This is a genomic window from Oryzicola mucosus (genome assembly GCF_014534685.1).
Taxonomy (GTDB): Bacteria; Pseudomonadota; Alphaproteobacteria; order Rhizobiales; family Rhizobiaceae; genus Oryzicola; species Oryzicola mucosus.
The window spans coordinates 346,449-361,563 of sequence record NZ_JACVVX010000004.1; the positions used below are offsets into that span (position 1 = coordinate 346,449).

Sequence of the window (15,115 nt, forward strand, 5' to 3'; positions counted from 1 at the left end):
CACAATACGATCCGCAGATATTCACAAAATGCCCGGAAGCCGTCGGAGCGCTTTTTTCTTCAAGCGCCCCGTACGGAATTCAAGCGGCTATCAGCTCTTCCGGTGGCGTCTTCGCGCCGGTCATGAAGGCCACTGCATCCGACATGGTGTATTGCTTGGGATCGATGACGCACAAGCGACGGCCAAGCCGGTGGATATGGATGCGGTCGGCCACCTCGAAGACATGCGGCATGTTGTGCGAGATCAGCACGATCGGCAGCCCGCGCCGCTTCACATCGAGGATGAGTTCGAGAACGCGGCGCGATTCCTTGACGCCGAGCGCGGCTGTCGGCTCGTCGAGAATGATCATCTTGGAGCCGAAGGCCGCAGCGCGCGCCACCGCCACGCCCTGGCGCTGGCCGCCGGACAGCGTTTCCACTGCCTGGCCGATGTTCTGGATGGTCATCAGGCCGAGTTCGCTCAGCTTGTCGCGAGCGCGCTTTTCCATGGCGGCGCGGTCGAGCATGCGCAGCCACTTTCCCATGAAGCCGGGTTTGCGGATTTCCCGACCCAGAAACATATTGTCGGCGATGGAGAGCGCCGGCGATAGCGCCAGGTTCTGGTAAACGGTCTCGATGCCGGCGGCGCGCGCCTCGATCGGCGAGCGGAACTGCACGGGCTTGCCGTCCAGCCTTATCTCGCCCTCGTCCGGCGTGACGGCACCCGAAATCGCCTTGATGAGCGAGGATTTGCCGGCGCCGTTGTCGCCGATGACGGCGAGGATTTCCCCGGGATAGAGGTCGAAGTCGGCCTGGTTGAGAGCGGTCACGCGACCATAGCGCTTGACCAGTCCGCGGGCGGTGAGCAGCGGTTCGATAGACATCAGCCTGCAACCTTTCTGATCCATTGGTCGACGGCGACCGCGACGATGATGAGGGTGCCGATCAAGAGATAGGTCCACTGCGGGTCTGTGCCGATCAGGCGCAGGCCGAGCGAGAAGACGCCGACGATGAGTGCGCCGAACAGCATGCCGAGGATCGAACCGCGTCCGCCGAAGAGCGAGATGCCGCCGATCACCACGGCAGTGATGGATTCGATGTTGGCGAACTGGCCCGCGGTGGGCGAAACGGAGCCGATGCGGCCGATCAGCAGCCAGCCGCCGAGCGAGCAGATCAGGCCGGCGATGACATAGACCGAAACCAGCGTGTGCTTGACCCGGACGCCGGCGAGTTCCGCCGCGGCGGGGTCATCGCCGATGGCATAGACATGGCGGCCCCAGGCGGTGTGGTTGAGCACGTACCAGAGCAGCAGCACGAGCAGAACCATGGCGATGACGCCATAGGTGAAGACGGCATTGCCCACTTTGAACGTATCGCCGAACAGTTGCAGGATCGGCGCCTGCGCCTCGATATCCTGCGAGCGGATGGTTTCATTGGCGGAATAGAGGAAGTTGGTGGCCAGAATGATCTGCCACATGCCGAGCGTCACGATGAAGGGCGGCAGCTTGACCCGTGCAACCAGCGTACCGTTGATCCAGCCGCACAGCGCTCCGACGCCGAAGCCGCAGAGGATCGAGAGCACCGGCGGCAGGCCGTAGCGGAAGGTGAATTGCCCCATCACCACCGATGACAGCACCATGATGGCACCGACCGACAAGTCGATGCCGGCAGTCAGCACGACCAGCGTCTGGGCGGCTCCGATCACACCGACGATCGCCACCTGCTGGAGGATCAGCGTCATGGAAAAGGCTGAAAAGAATTTGCCGCCGACCAGCACCGCGAACACGACGAGCGAGGCGATCAGCACGATCAGTGGTACGGCAGCCGGGTTGGAATGCAGGAAATGCTGAACTTTTTCGACCGGCGTTCGCGTCTGCGTGTCGAAATTGGCTACCGTCTTGTCGCTGCCCGAGAGAACCGTCTCGAACTCCTGCGGCCGCGCGGCATTGGCCGGTGCGTCTGTCATCGCGATTTCCTCCTGGTTGCTGCTTTTGGAGAAGGCGGCTCAAGCCGCCTTCCCGTATCCCAAAAGTTCGGTCAGCTGCGCTGAAGCGTCAGCCCCAGCACTTTTCCAGACCGGTCTTCACGTCGATGGAGTCGACGCCCTTGGCGGGCTTGTCGGTGACCAGCGAAACGCCGGTGTCGAAGAAGTCCTTGCCTTCTGTCGGCTTCGGCATTTCGCCGGTCTCGCCGAACTTCTTGATCGCCTCGACGCCGAGTGCGGCCATCATCAGCGGATATTGCTGGGAGGTCGCGCCGATCACGCCGCCTTCGACGTTCTTGACGCCGGGACAGCCACCGTCGACCGAGACGATGAGCACGTTCTTTTCCATGCCGACCGCCTTGAGCGCTTCATAGGCGCCAGCCGCGGCCGGCTCGTTGATGGTGTGGACGACGTTGATGCCGGGATCCTTCTGGAGAAGGTTTTCCATGGCCGTGCGGCCGCCCTCTTCATTGCCGTTGGTCACGTCGTGGCCGACGATGCGCGCATCGTCCTCGTCGCCGATGCGGTTGGGGTCCTTCACGTCGATGCCGAAGCCCATCATGAAGCCCTGGTCGCGCAGAACGTCGACGGTGGGCTGAGATGGCGTGAGGTCAAGGAAGGCGATCTTGGCATTTTTAGCTTCGTCGCCCAGCGTAGCGGCTGCCCACTGCCCGATCAGCTTGCCGGCCAGCAGATTGTCGGTGGCGAAGGTCGCGTCGGCCGCATCGGCGGGCTCGAGCGGCGTGTCGAGCGCAATCACCAGAATGCCCGCATCGCGCGCCTTCTTGACCGCGGGAACGATGCCCTTGGTGTCGGAGGCGGTGATCATGATGCCCTTGGCGCCGTCGGCGATGCAGCTTTCGATGGCCGCGACCTGGCTTTCACTGTCGCCGTCTACCTTGCCGGCATAGCTTTTCAGGTTGACGCCGATCTCTTTTGCCTTGGCGGTGGCGCCCTCTTTCATCTTGACGAAGAAGGGGTTGGTGTCGGTCTTGGTGATCAGGCAGGCGCCCACATCGGCCGCCATGGATGGCGCGGCGAACAAGCAAAGCGAAACCGCGGCGCCCGCATAGACGGCCGACTTCAGAAACTTAGAATTCATCAGGTTTTCCTCCCAGAACAAACGACCCGGACGATCCGAAGCCGGTGATGCAGATGTGTCGGCACTCCTCAGCGACGACATCCATGACCAGACACAAATACGATCTCGTCGCCGCTGTCAATAATTAAATCACTCTTATTTATTATTGACAGCATTGCATGGCGGCAGCATTCTTGCCAGAAACACCGCAGTGACGGTGGGGAGGATAATGTGGAGGTAAGCGCTCCGAGATCAGGTGTGACCGAAGCGCCGGAGACGATCGTGCGTCGTGGCACGAACCAGAGCGGCATGCGCGATCTCAACGAGCGGCTCGTGCTGTCGCTGGTGCGCCAGCATGGCAGCCTGGCGAAATCCGACATTGCCCGCATGACCGGTCTTTCCGTACAGACCGTCTCCGTCATCATGCGCGAACTCGAAAGCGAAGGCCTGTTGCTGCGACGGGAGCCGGTGCGCGGCAAGGTCGGCCAACCGCTCGTTCCCATGGCCCTCAACCCGGATGGCGCCTACTTCATCGGCCTCAAGATCGGACGCCGCAGCGCCGAACTGGTGCTGATCGACTTCCTCGGCAATCTCCGCCTGAGCCTGCAGGATTCCTATGCCTATCCCGCGCCGAACGAGACGATCGAGTTCGTCACCGAAGGCATCAGGACAATCCGCAAGCATCTCAAGCCGGCCGAGGCGAAGCGGATCGCCGGACTGGGCATTGCAATGCCCTTCGAGCTGTGGAACTGGGCGGACACGGTCGGTGCGCCGCGCGACGTGATGGACGGCTGGCGGCAGCGCGATCTGCGTGCCGAGATCCAGGCAGAATTCACCTTTCCCGTCTACCTGCAGAACGATGCCACCGCCGCCTGCGGGGCGGAGCTGGTGTTCGGCAAGGTCAGCGGCATCAGCGATTTCCTGTATTTCTACATCGGCGCATTCGCCGGCGGGGGCATTGTGCTCAACGGCAGCGTCTATACCGGCCCCGGCGGAAACGCGGGCGCGCTCGGCTCGATGCCGGTCCCCGGCCCCGATGGCAAGCCACGCCAGCTCATCGATATCGCTTCCATCGCCATTCTCGAAAAAGCGCTTGCCGCACAAGGGGTTGACGCATCGCATCTATGGACCGCGCCTGAGGACTGGGGCGATCTGGGCGGCGAACTCGATGTCTGGATCGAGAACGCCGCCAACGCGCTGGCTTATGCGATCGCCTCCGCTTCGTCCGTCATCGATTTCGAAGCTGTCATTCTCGACGGCTGGATGCCCTATCCGATACGCGCAAGGCTGGTCGCGGCCATCGACCGCGCCCTTTCCGACATAGACGCCGAAGGCCTGGTGCTGCCGACCGTTCGCGAAGGCACCGTCGGCATTCATGCGCGGGCGCTGGGTGCTGCCAGCCTGCCGCTTTCCGAACGCTTCCTGATCGGAGCCACCCATGGCTGAAGGATCTGCTCCATGTTGATCGGCATTCCCGCGATCCTCGGACCGGAGCTTCTTTTCACGCTGCGCTCGATGGGCCATGGCGATGAGATTGCCCTCGTGGACGGGAATTATCCCGCCCACGAGCACGGGCGACGGCTCATCCGCGCGGACGGCATTGAGCTCATTGAAATGCTGGACGCGATCCTGCAGGTCATGCCGGTGGACGATTTCGTTGAGCAAGCCCTGTTTCGCTACGTGGTAAAGGGCGATCCGGCCCATCTGGAGCCGGTTCACCACGAGATGACAGAGGTCTGCGCACGCCGGGTGCCGGGCTTCGACATCGCAGCGCTGGACACAACAGCCTTCTACACCCGCGTTCGCAACGCCCATACCGTTGTTGCCACCAGCGAGCCACGACTTTACGCCAACATCGTCATCCGCAAGGGTGTCGTCCGCCCCAAGGAACAGGAAAGATCATGATCGTCTGCTGCGGAGAGGCCCTCATCGACATGCTGCCGCGCGAAAGCGTCGCCGGCGAACCCGCCTTCGCACCCTATGCAGGCGGCGCGATCTTCAATTCGGCGATTGCGCTGGGACGGCTCGGCGCGCCCGTCGAGTTTTTCTCAGGCCTGTCGTCTGACCTGTTCGGCCAGCAAATCCGCGACGTTCTTGCCGAGAGCAAGGTCGGTTCGCGCTTCGCCGACGTTTCCGCGCGTCCCACCACGCTTGCCTTCGTGCGGCTGCAGGACGGCCATGCGACCTACACCTTCTATGACGAGAACACCGCCGGCCGGATGCTCAACGAAGACGACCTGCCGTCCTTCGAGGAGGATGTCGGCGCGATGCTCTTCGGCGGCATCAGCCTGATCGCCGAACCCTGCGGGTCGACCTACGAGGCACTGATGCGGCGCGAGCATCAGGACCGGTTGATCATGCTGGATCCCAACATTCGCCCCGGCTTCATCACCGACCGCGACAAGCATGCCGAGCGCATCCTGCGCATGATGGCGATGTCGGACATCGTCAAGCTGTCGGACGAGGACCTGGCATGGTTCGGCGAGACCGGCAGCGTCGACGACATCGCAGCCAAGTGGCTGAGGACCGGCCCGAAACTGATCATCGTCACGCAAGGCAGCAAGAGCGTGATCGCCTATTCGGACAGCCAGAAGGTGACCGTGGACCCGCGCAGCGTCGAGGTGGTCGACACCGTTGGTGCGGGCGACACCTTCAACGCCGGCGTTCTGGCCGCGCTGCACGACAAGTCGGCCCTGACGAAAGCCAAGGTGGCGGCGCTCAGCGCCGATGAGCTGCGCGGCGCGCTTGAGCTTGGCGTGAAAGCCGCGGCAGTCACCGTTTCGCGTGCCGGGGCAAACCCGCCCTGGCGGCATGAGCTCGATTGAAACGGGCCTTCGACGCGCTGCGAGGCCGATCACTTTATATTTCACCTGACCGCCTCGCGCCCCCCTGCCCAGGAGCTCGGCTGAATATTCTCGGATTTTCAGCCGACTACCGAAACCAATCGGCCGGCTTCGATTGTAACGCGTACGGATTGTTGGCCCTGACAAGAGTCGGCGCTCCAACCTTTCTCGCCTCCGGCAACTCTGCTATGCGGGCGAAGAAGATTATTGTTTGAGGCAAGCATGCAGTTCATCGATCTCGGCGCACAGCGCGAACGCATTCGTGACAAGCTCAAGGCAGCCATCGACGCCGTCGTCGAAGACGGCCGATACATTCTCGGACCGCAAGTCGCCGAATTCGAGAAAAAGCTGGCCGACTATGTCGGCGTCAAGCACGTCATCGCCTGCGCCAACGGCACCGACGCCCTGCTGCTGCCGCTGCTGGCCGCCGGCGTCGGACCCGGCGATGCCGTGTTCGTGCCGAGCTTCACTTTCGCAGCGACGGCAGAAGTGGTTGCCTTGGCCAAGGCCGAGCCCGTCTTCGTCGACATCGAGCCCGACACCTACAATATCGATGTGAAGAGCCTCGAAGCAGCGATTGCGATGATCAAGGCCGAAGGACGCTTGAAGCCGAAGGCGATCATCCCCGTCGACCTGTTCGGCATCGGCGCCGACTATGCCGAGATCGACGCAATCGCCAAGCGCGAAAACCTCATGGTCATCGAGGATGCCGCGCAATCCATCGGCGGTTCGGCAGGCGGCAAGATGCTGGGTTCCTTCGGATTCGTCGCCTCCACGAGCTTTTACCCGGCCAAGCCGCTGGGCTGCTACGGCGATGGCGGCGCGATGTTCACCAATGACGATGCCTTCGCCGAAAAGCTTCGCTCCTATGCGTTCCACGGCAAGGGCGAGACACAATACGACAACGTCTATGTCGGCCTGAACTCGCGCCTCGACACGATCCAGGCGGCGATCCTATTGGAAAAGCTTGCCATTCTGGAAGACGAGATGGAGGCCCGCGCCCGCGTGGCCCAGCGCTATGCCGATGGTCTTGGCGATGTGATCAAGGCGGCGAAGGCGCCCGCAGGCGATCGTTCGGCCTGGGCTCAATACGCCATCGAGACGGAAAAACGCGATGCGCTGAAAGCCAGGCTGCAGGAAGAAAAAATCCCGTCGGTGATCTACTACGTCAAGCCGTTGCACGAGCAGGTGGCCTATAGGGACTTCCCGCGCGCGCCGGGCGGCCTGCCCGTCTCGGAAACGCTGCCCAAGACCATTCTGTGCCTGCCGATGCATCCCTATCTCAGCGAAGCCGACCAGGACCACGTGATCAGCACGATCCGCAATTTCGTCGGCAAGAACTCCGCGCTTGACGCGGCAGAGTAAGCTCAGGCCGCTGTTTCGACCGGTCGCCCGCGGGAAATGAAGGAGGGGTTGGCGAAGTCCGCCTCCCCGGTCTGGTTGCGCTTACCATAGAGCAATGGCGCACCGTCGACGGTCGTGGTCGAGCCGCCGGCCGCACGCAATACGGCATCGCCGGCTGCGGTGTCCCATTCCATGGTGCGACCGAAGCGCGGGTAAAGGTCGGCCTCGCCCGATGCCACCAGGCAGAATTTCAGCGACGAGCCGACCGACACGATCTCGGCAGCCTGGACCGTGCGGATGAAGGCATCCGTTTCCTCGGTGCGGTGCGAACGGCTGGCGACGATCGTCAGCGGCTCGTAGCCCAGCCGCGCCGTAATATGCTTGCGCGAGGCGATCTGCTTGTCGTCGGTGAGATGCAGCATCTCGGCATAGCCCGGCCGGCCGGCAAAGAACCGCCCGCTGCAGGGCGCATAGACCACGCCGATTTCGGGAATGCCGTTGCGTATCAATGCGATGTTGACGGTGAAATCGGTGTGCTTGTTGACGAATTCCTTGGTGCCGTCGAGCGGATCGATCAGGAAGAAGGTGTCGCCCAGTTCAGCCGGGTAAATCCCCTCTGACGCCTCCTCCTCCGCGACACAGGGAATGTGCGGGAATTCCGCTCGCAGGCCGGCAAGAATGACCCTTTCGCTGGCACGATCGGCTTCCGTAACCGGCGATGCGTCGGCCTTGGCGTCCACCGCGTGATCGGAATGAAAGACCTTCATGACCTCCCGCCCCGCATCGAGCGCCAGAGCTTCCAGTATCTCAAGGATCAAGCGATCGTCAGATACCGCCGCCATCGTCATATTGCCGCTCTGCGATTTCGTCATTGGTTAGCCAGTCCTCAATCGCATCTACCATCTCCTCAGGGGTTTTGCCCACTGTATGGAGGTGAATTTCGGCGTTTTCGGGGGCCTCATATGGCGAATCGAGACCAGTGAAGTTCCGGATCTGGCCTGCGAGCGCGCGGGCATAGAGGCCCTTCGGGTCGCGGCGCACGCATTCCTCGAGCGGCGTGTCGACGAAGACCTCGACGAATTCGTCCTTCGCCATCAGTTCGCGCGCCATCTGCCGTTCGGCGCGGAAGGGCGAGATGAAGGAGACGATGACGATCAGGCCGGCATCGGCCATCAGCTTGGCGACTTCGGCGACGCGGCGGATGTTCTCGACCCGGTCCTGGTCGGTGAAGCCGAGATCCCTGTTCAGCGCATGGCGGATGTTGTCGCCATCCAGCACATAGGTGTGTCGGCCCGCCGCATGCAGCTTGCGCTCCAGCAAATTGGCGATGGTCGACTTGCCCGAGCCGGAGAGGCCGGTGAACCACAGCACGGCGGGCTTCTGATTCTTGAGGTCGGCCCGCGCCTTCTTGCCGATATCGAGCGACTGCCAATGAATGTTGTCGGCCCGCCGCAACGGGTGGATGATCATGCCCGCACCGACCGTATTGTTGCTGATGCGGTCGATCAGGATGAAGGCCCCGGTGGTACGGTTGTCGGCAAAGCTGTCGAAGGCCAACGGCGCCTGCGTCGACAGATTGCAGACCGCCACCTCGTTCATGTCGAGCGAACGTGCCGGCTCCTTGCCGAAATCGTTGATGTCGATCTTGTGTTTCAGCTCGGTGACCGTGGCACTGACCTGGTCGGTTTCGGTGCGAAGGATGTAGGTGCGGCCCGGCAGCAGCGCCTTTTCGTCGAACCAGACGATGTTGGCGGAGAACTGGTCAGCGACATGCGGGCGCGAATCCGGTGTGACGAGCATGTTGCCGCGCGACACCTCGATCTCGTCTTCCAGCACCAGCGTCACCGCCTCGCCGGCGACGGCCTCCGCAAGATCGCCGCCTTGCGCCACGATGCGGCGAATGCGCGAGGGCTTGCCCGACTTGGCCGCCACAACGGCATCGCCCTGCCGGATCGAACCGGAGGCGACGGTGCCCGCAAAGCCCCGGAAATCGAGATTCGGCCGGTTCACATATTGCACCGGGAAGCGGAACGGCTTGTCTGTCTCGGTATCGTCGACGACGACGTTTTCCAGGTGCTCAAGAAGCGTCGGGCCGGAATACCATGCGGTGTTTTCCGACCGCTTGGTGACGTTGTCGCCATAGCGTGCGGACATCGGGATGAAGGCCGTGCTGCGGAAGCCCAATTCGCCGGCAAAGGCTGCGTACTCTGCCGAGATGCGGTCGAACACGGCCTGGTCGAAGCCGACCAGATCGATCTTGTTGATCGCCACGACAATGTGGCGAATGCCGAGCAGCGAGGCAATGATGGAATGGCGGCGCGTCTGGCGCAGGACCCCCTGTCGGGCATCGACCAGCACAATGGCGAGATCGGAGGTCGAGGCGCCCGTCGCCATGTTGCGGGTGTACTGCTCATGGCCGGGCGTGTCGGCAACGATGAACTTGCGCTTGGCCGTCGAAAAGAACCGGTAGGCGACGTCGATGGTGATGCCCTGCTCTCGCTCGGCCTCGAGCCCGTCGACCAGCAGCGCGTAGTCGATCTCGTCACCGGTGGTGCCGTGCTTGCGGGAATCGCTTTCCAGCGCTGCGATCTGGTCTTCGAATATCTGCCTGGTGTCCGACAGCAGCCGGCCGATCAGCGTCGACTTGCCGTCGTCGACCGAACCGCAGGTGAGGAAACGCAGGAACGACTTGCGCTCCTGCTGGGCCAGATAGTCCTGAACCGTTTCGGCTTCATGGTTTGGGTCGAACACGGGTGTTTCAATTCGGGCAAGGCGCATGATTAGAAATATCCCTCGCGCTTCTTCTTCTCCATCGATCCGGCTTCGTCGCGATCGATGAGGCGGCCCTGGCGTTCGGAGGTGCGGGCGGTGAGCATTTCGCCGACGATCTTTTCCAGCGTGTCCGCATCGGAATCGATCGCTCCCGTCAGCGGATAGCAGCCGAGCGTGCGGAACCGTACAAGACGGTTTTCGACGACTTCGCCCGGCCGCAGTTTCATGCGGTCGTCGTCGCGCAGGATCAGCATGCCGTCCCGTTCGACCACAGGGCGGCGCTTGGCAAAATAGAGCGGCACGATGGGGATGTCCTCACGCAAGATATATTGCCAGATGTCCAGCTCGGTCCAGTTGGACAGCGGGAAGACACGGATGGACTCTCCCGGATTGACGCGGGTGTTGAAGATCTTCCACATCTCAGGCCGCTGGTTCTTGGGGTCCCAGCCATGCTGCGCATTGCGGAAGGAGAAGATGCGTTCCTTGGCACGGGATTTTTCCTCGTCGCGCCGCGCGCCGCCAAAGGCAGCGTCGAAGCCATATTTGTCGAGCGCCTGGCGCAGGCCAAGCGTCTTCATGACATGAGTGTGGGTGTTCGAGCCGTGGTCGAACGGATTGATGTTGTCGCGGACGCCGTCCTGGTTGACGTGAACCAGAAGGTCGAAGCCCAGCTTGCGCGCCATGAGGTCGCGGAACTCGATCATCTCCCTGAATTTCCAGGTGGTGTCGACATGCAGGATCGGGAACGGCGGCTTAGCCGGATAAAACGCCTTCATCGCCAGATGCAGGAGGACAGCGGAATCCTTGCCGACGGAATACAGCATCACCGGCTTGGTGAACGTAGCGGCAACCTCACGAAAAATATGGACCGCCTCAGCCTCGAGGCGATCCAGATGAGACAGTCTTGCAAGCATTAGAACACGCCTTCAAAAGCCGCCGGGATGCGTCGAAATACGCGCGCCGGGCTTATGGCGTAAAGCATCGCAGACCACGGGGTATTCTCAAGGAGCGGCGGTTCAAATTTGCCGGTGGCCTTGGTCTGGATTTCTTGAGAGAGCGCAAAGCTAAGAATAAAATTCCGATGTCGGCCGCAGGAGGCCCTCGCGAGACAATTCGTCTGACATCGCGTTGTCTGCAGAGCGTTATGGCGCGCCTTGTGTTTACAGGCTCGACCGGTGAGCTGCGACGGCGCTGCGGAAACCCCGACGTGGCCAGATGGCCAACATTTTCGGGTCAGGTGCTGCCCAGAGAAGCATGCCGGCATAGATGCCGAACTGCAGGCTGGTGACTCCATGGGAGAAGAATGCCTGTGTCAAACCATAAATTCCGTAGGAGACCGGCACCCAGATCATGATCAGCCCGCGCTCGCGGTGCGGCGTGCGACGCAGGGTGTAGATACCGGCGGCCATAGGGACGATCAGCATACCGAGGAAAAGGATCAGCCCCACAAGACCGGTTTCCACGAGGAAGTTGAGAAACTGGTTATGCGCCTGATTGAACACATACAGCTTTTCCGCTTCCGGCGGCGGCGGCTCCATTTGGCGCAGGGACTCCTGGAACATGCCTTGGCCCCTGCCGAGCAGCAAGTTGTCCCCGGATAATTCGATAGAAGCAGTCCAAAGGCGGAAGCGCATGCGCGACGACAAAGACATCGCGGAGCCGCCGTCCTCATTGCCGACCAAGCCCGTGATATCCGTCACGGTTTCAAGACTGCGCTTCTGAATGTTCGGCGACACGACCATCGCAAATCCGGCAACCAATACAAAAGCGGCAATGCTGAGAGGTACCGCATGCCTGATCCGGAGTGCCAGCGCGGCAAGGACAAGAAGCGGCGGCAAGGCGAACAGCGTACCTCGGGTTCCAGTCATCAGGACCGCGAACACCCCGACCAAAAAGAAGGCTGCAAGCACCAAAAGCCGGCGCCACTCCAGCTTTCTGCCGATGCGGCCCGCGAAATAAATGACGCAAATGCCAAATGAGGTCGCAAGCAGTTCGGAATAGGCAATTGCGTTGCCCGACCCGCCGACACGACCTCGAATGCTTTCAAGCGCGTTTCCGGACAGCCCATCGAAGAGCGCAAAAGCGGACAACAGAGCTGTGTTCAGCAGCGCCAGAAGAATGACGAAGCCAAAGAGCGGCGCGCGCCGATAGCGAAACACCGCGAAAAAGAACAAGCCGTTGAGAAGCCCCGCACCGACCCGAATGATGGTGTCGAAATTGCTGAGCTTGCCGTTGCCCAAAAAAAGATGGCCGGCATAAAGCCCAATCATCGCAAGGAAGCAGGCCGCGAAAATCAGCACATTGCGGCCGACCCGCATTCTGCTCCAATCCACCTCGAGCAGCAGGATCGGGATGCCGAGGACCATTGCCAGCATGTAGAACACGCCCGACAGCTTGGTGACGCCCATCAGCATGACGCCGGTGGCGAATGACAGGATGCAGAGATATCCGCATACCGCATTGAAGCGCCAACGCGGCTCCCCGACCAGCAGGAACGACTTCAACCACGGCCAAAGGCTGCCAGGGTTCGAGTTCGTATTGGTTGCAGCCAGCGTGTTAGGCGACATCGATTCTCTTTGTTTCGGTCAAACCGCCTCATTGAGCGGTCGAACACGGTCAGAAGGGTAAGGTCTTCCACAAAATGCGAAGATCAAGGCCGAAAGAGCGGTCACGCACATAGTGCGCGTCGATGGCCGCAAGTCTCTCGGGGTCAGACATATCCACGTTCTGTACCTGCGCCAAGCCTGTGATTCCAGGCCGAACCGATAAAGCGCCCTGTTCGCGGCGCAAACGCACGAGAAGGTCCTGCTCGGGCAGGCAAGGACGCGGACCGACGAGGCTCATCTCGCCCTTGAGAACATTCCACAACTGGGGAAGCTCATCGACCTTGCTGGCGCGAAGATAGCGGCCGACCGTCGTTATCGACGCCACCCCGACCTCGTGGGTTGGGCGAGACGGCGTGCCGACATGCATGCTTCTCAGCTTTCGGCATTTGAAAAGGCGTCCATCGCGCCCGACCCGCACCTGCGCAAAGACCACGGGACCAGGCGAGTTGAGCTTCACGGCAAGGCCGGCGATCCCAAGGATCGGCAAGGCGACCAGCCCGCCCAAAAGGCATGCAGCGATATCGATGACGCGCTTCCAGCGATCATAGGACCGCGCCCCTGTTGCCAAGGCACCGGACTCCGCCGAGCGGCCCTCGGTCATGCTTATTGAATCCGCTCAAAAATTAGCTGCCGCATCTTTTCGGGGCTGCCATCCTTCAAAGCCTCGTCCAGTTCGGACAGCATGCCGGTGATATCCCAGTTATCAAGGCTTTGCCGGCGAGCCTTCTTGATCCGCGGATGATCGGTGAGCGTCACCCCCGACGGATCGTAGAACAGCTCTTCGTTCAGCTTCTCACCCTCGCTGGCGCCGACGATCTCGATCTCGATCTCGCCTTCGGGATTTTTGTCCGACCGCACCGACTGTCCGGCCAGCAGAATCATGTTCTCGGCAAGGTCGCGGATGCGTACCGGCTCGCCCATTTCAAGAACGAGGATATCGCCGCTTTCCGCAAGCGCACTGCCTTGAATGATGAGTTCGGCCGCTTCGCGAATCGACATAAAATAGCGCGTCATATTCTCGTCGGTCAGCGTGACCGGACCGCCATTGGCAATCTGCTCCTTGAACAGGGGGACGACGGAGCCGCTCGATCCGAGAACATTGCCGAAGCGAACGGAAGCGAAGCGGTTGGTCCCGCCGGTCTTTTGTGCATGGATGTCGCCGTAATGCCGAACAATGAGTTCGGACCAGCGCTTGGTCGCGCCCATGATGTTGGTCGGGCGGACCGCCTTATCGGAAGAAATCAGCACGACGTCGGACACTCCGGTCTCAAGCGCCGCCTCCGCGATGGTGCGGGTGCCCAGAATGTTGTTGCGGACCGCCTCCACGATGTTGGCTTCGACCAGGCTGACATGCTTATAGGCTGCGCAATGGTAGACTGTGTCGATGCCATAGTCCTGCATCACGCTCTTGAGCAACCGGAAGTCGCAAACCGACCCAAGAACTGGCACCACCTCACAGAGGTTCAGACGCCTGAGTTCGCGCGAAATCTGGTACATGCCGTGTTCGTTGAGATCGAACAGCACCAGCCGGTTGGGTTTGAAGGCAGCCGCGATCCGCGCGACCTCCGAGCCGATGGAGCCCGCGGCACCGGCGATGAAGATGTTCTTGCCTTCGATTGCGGCATGCAGGAGTTCAGGATTCGGCGGAACGGTCGAGCGGCCCAGAATATCCTCGATCTGGATATCGCGGACCATGTTGACCAGATATTTTCCCGAAGCGAGATCGGTGATCGGCGGGAGCACGCGGATCTTGACCGGGAGGCCGCTGCATTGCTCGATGACGTGGCGCCGGTTTTCGTTGGGCTCCGGCATGGTGATGATGATTTCGCGGATGCCCAGATCGCGCACCAACTTGTCGATATTATCTGGCGGATAGACGCGCGCGCCCATGATATCGAGGCCATGCAGATTGCGGTCGGCGGTCAAGAACCCCGCCACAACATGGTCGGTGGTGCTCAACAGAGCGCTGGCGAGTTGGGTCCCGGCATCGCCTGCGCCATAGATCAGCGTCGGGGTCATCCGCTTCCGGCGATCCGGCCCGGAAGAATACCATTTCAGGCCAAAGCGGCTGCCAACAATGACCACGAAGGCCAGCATCCAGTAGATAACGGCGACCGAGCGCGGCATGCCCTCCAGACCGGTCATGCGGGTCAGGAAGGCCAGGGCCACCCAACCCAGCGCTGCAACCGTCACGGCTTTCCAGATGGTCCAGATCGCCCGATCCGGCAGATACCGAAGGACCGCGCGATACAGCCCGAGCCGCATGAAGATGGGAAAGGCGATGACTGGGGCCGCTACGATCAGCCCGATCTGCTCGGTGTTGGGTACGAAGAAAGTGTTCAGGCGAATGGAAAAGCTGAGCCAGGCAATCGCGATCAATGCCAGAAAATCGAAACTGACGAGAATGGCTTTTTTCACATCGCGAGACAGCATCAGCATACTGTCCCGTACCCTATGACCCACCATCCCTAACGTATCCGCGCAAACCCATCCGAAGCCACACGCAC

The 15,115-nt window shown here is 61.4% G+C and carries 13 protein-coding genes; 4 read left to right on the forward strand and 9 right to left on the reverse strand.

Going from position 1 to position 15,115, the window contains the following annotated elements; translation table 11 throughout:
* Positions 1 to 79: 79 nt before the first annotated feature.
* The 3 genes from ICI42_RS15000 to ICI42_RS15010 all read right to left on the reverse strand — a co-directional run bounded on the left by ICI42_RS15000 (position 80) and on the right by ICI42_RS15010 (position 3,064).
* Positions 80 to 862: an ATP-binding cassette domain-containing protein gene (locus ICI42_RS15000; protein ID WP_188165386.1), complete on the reverse strand. Its 783-nt coding sequence runs from the start codon at positions 860 to 862 to the stop codon at positions 80 to 82.
* The gene (locus tag ICI42_RS15005) at positions 862 to 1,944 is read right to left on the reverse strand and encodes an ABC transporter permease (protein WP_188165387.1); all 1,083 of its coding nucleotides are present in this window, start codon (positions 1,942 to 1,944) and stop codon (positions 862 to 864) included. The genes ICI42_RS15000 and ICI42_RS15005 overlap by 1 nt, the downstream gene beginning before the upstream one ends.
* Positions 1,945 to 2,032: 88 nt before the next feature.
* Complete coding sequence (locus ICI42_RS15010; RefSeq protein WP_188165388.1) at positions 2,033 to 3,064, reverse strand: sugar ABC transporter substrate-binding protein; 1,032 nt, start codon at positions 3,062 to 3,064, stop codon at positions 2,033 to 2,035.
* Positions 3,065 to 3,352: 288 nt separating this feature from the next.
* Between ICI42_RS15010 and ICI42_RS15015 the strand changes: the two genes are divergently transcribed.
* The 4 genes from ICI42_RS15015 to ICI42_RS15030 all read left to right on the forward strand — a co-directional run bounded on the left by ICI42_RS15015 (position 3,353) and on the right by ICI42_RS15030 (position 7,251).
* Positions 3,353 to 4,489 (forward strand): ROK family transcriptional regulator, encoded by a 1,137-nt coding sequence (locus ICI42_RS15015; RefSeq protein WP_188165558.1) that lies wholly within the window; start codon positions 3,353 to 3,355, stop codon positions 4,487 to 4,489.
* Positions 4,490 to 4,501: 12 nt separating this feature from the next.
* Complete coding sequence (locus tag ICI42_RS15020) at positions 4,502 to 4,948, forward strand: RbsD/FucU family protein (RefSeq protein WP_188165389.1); 447 nt, start codon at positions 4,502 to 4,504, stop codon at positions 4,946 to 4,948.
* Entirely contained in the window at positions 4,945 to 5,868 is a 924-nt protein-coding gene (locus ICI42_RS15025; protein WP_188165390.1) for a carbohydrate kinase family protein, read from the forward strand. The genes ICI42_RS15020 and ICI42_RS15025 overlap by 4 nt, the downstream gene beginning before the upstream one ends.
* 240 nt (positions 5,869 to 6,108) lie before the next feature.
* Positions 6,109 to 7,251 carry a DegT/DnrJ/EryC1/StrS family aminotransferase gene (locus tag ICI42_RS15030; protein WP_188165391.1) on the forward strand — a complete coding sequence of 381 codons (1,143 nt, stop codon included), beginning with the start codon at positions 6,109 to 6,111 and terminating at the stop codon, positions 7,249 to 7,251.
* Positions 7,252 to 7,253: 2 nt separating this feature from the next.
* Here the strand turns inward: ICI42_RS15030 and cysQ are convergent, their stop codons facing one another.
* From cysQ to ICI42_RS15060, 6 genes are all read right to left on the reverse strand, one after another.
* On the reverse strand, positions 7,254 to 8,102 hold the full coding sequence (gene cysQ / locus ICI42_RS15035; RefSeq protein WP_230980371.1) for a 3'(2'),5'-bisphosphate nucleotidase CysQ: 849 nt from the start codon (positions 8,100 to 8,102) through the stop codon (positions 7,254 to 7,256).
* Positions 8,056 to 10,008, reverse strand: a complete 1,953-nt coding sequence (gene cysN, locus ICI42_RS15040; RefSeq protein ID WP_188165392.1) for a sulfate adenylyltransferase subunit CysN — start codon at positions 10,006 to 10,008, stop codon at positions 8,056 to 8,058. Before cysN ends, cysQ begins: the two co-directional genes overlap by 47 nt.
* A 2-nt stretch (positions 10,009 to 10,010) precedes the next feature.
* Complete coding sequence (cysD, locus tag ICI42_RS15045) at positions 10,011 to 10,916, reverse strand: sulfate adenylyltransferase subunit CysD (RefSeq protein ID WP_188165393.1); 906 nt, start codon at positions 10,914 to 10,916, stop codon at positions 10,011 to 10,013.
* Between the two features lie 246 nt (positions 10,917 to 11,162).
* Entirely contained in the window at positions 11,163 to 12,569 is a 1,407-nt protein-coding gene (locus tag ICI42_RS15050; RefSeq protein ID WP_188165394.1) for an O-antigen ligase family protein, read from the reverse strand.
* Between the two features lie 49 nt (positions 12,570 to 12,618).
* A complete protein-coding gene (locus ICI42_RS15055; RefSeq protein ID WP_188165395.1) occupies positions 12,619 to 13,209 on the reverse strand; it encodes a sugar transferase in 591 nt (196 codons plus the stop codon).
* Positions 13,210 to 13,211: 2 nt separating this feature from the next.
* Positions 13,212 to 15,047, reverse strand: a complete 1,836-nt coding sequence (locus ICI42_RS15060; protein WP_188165396.1) for a polysaccharide biosynthesis protein — start codon at positions 15,045 to 15,047, stop codon at positions 13,212 to 13,214.
* Between the last annotated feature and the right edge of the window lie 68 nt (positions 15,048 to 15,115).

Bases quoted from the DNA above. Each gene is read 5' to 3' on its own strand.
- ICI42_RS15000 (WP_188165386.1), bottom strand. From the start codon at position 862: ATGTCTATCGAACCGCTGCTCACCGCCCGCGGACTGGTCAAGCGCTAT.
- ICI42_RS15005 (WP_188165387.1), bottom strand. From the start codon at position 1,944: ATGACAGACGCACCGGCCAATGCCGCGCGGCCGCAGGAGTTCGAGACG.
- ICI42_RS15010 (WP_188165388.1), bottom strand. From the start codon at position 3,064: ATGAATTCTAAGTTTCTGAAGTCGGCCGTCTATGCGGGCGCCGCGGTT.
- ICI42_RS15015 (WP_188165558.1), top strand. From the start codon at position 3,353: ATGCGCGATCTCAACGAGCGGCTCGTGCTGTCGCTGGTGCGCCAGCAT.
- ICI42_RS15020 (WP_188165389.1), top strand. From the start codon at position 4,502: ATGTTGATCGGCATTCCCGCGATCCTCGGACCGGAGCTTCTTTTCACG.
- ICI42_RS15025 (WP_188165390.1), top strand. From the start codon at position 4,945: ATGATCGTCTGCTGCGGAGAGGCCCTCATCGACATGCTGCCGCGCGAA.
- ICI42_RS15030 (WP_188165391.1), top strand. From the start codon at position 6,109: ATGCAGTTCATCGATCTCGGCGCACAGCGCGAACGCATTCGTGACAAG.
- cysQ (WP_230980371.1), bottom strand. From the start codon at position 8,102: ATGACGAAATCGCAGAGCGGCAATATGACGATGGCGGCGGTATCTGAC.
- cysN (WP_188165392.1), bottom strand. From the start codon at position 10,008: ATGCGCCTTGCCCGAATTGAAACACCCGTGTTCGACCCAAACCATGAA.
- cysD (WP_188165393.1), bottom strand. From the start codon at position 10,916: ATGCTTGCAAGACTGTCTCATCTGGATCGCCTCGAGGCTGAGGCGGTC.
- ICI42_RS15050 (WP_188165394.1), bottom strand. From the start codon at position 12,569: ATGTCGCCTAACACGCTGGCTGCAACCAATACGAACTCGAACCCTGGC.
- ICI42_RS15055 (WP_188165395.1), bottom strand. From the start codon at position 13,209: ATGACCGAGGGCCGCTCGGCGGAGTCCGGTGCCTTGGCAACAGGGGCG.
- ICI42_RS15060 (WP_188165396.1), bottom strand. From the start codon at position 15,047: ATGCTGATGCTGTCTCGCGATGTGAAAAAAGCCATTCTCGTCAGTTTC.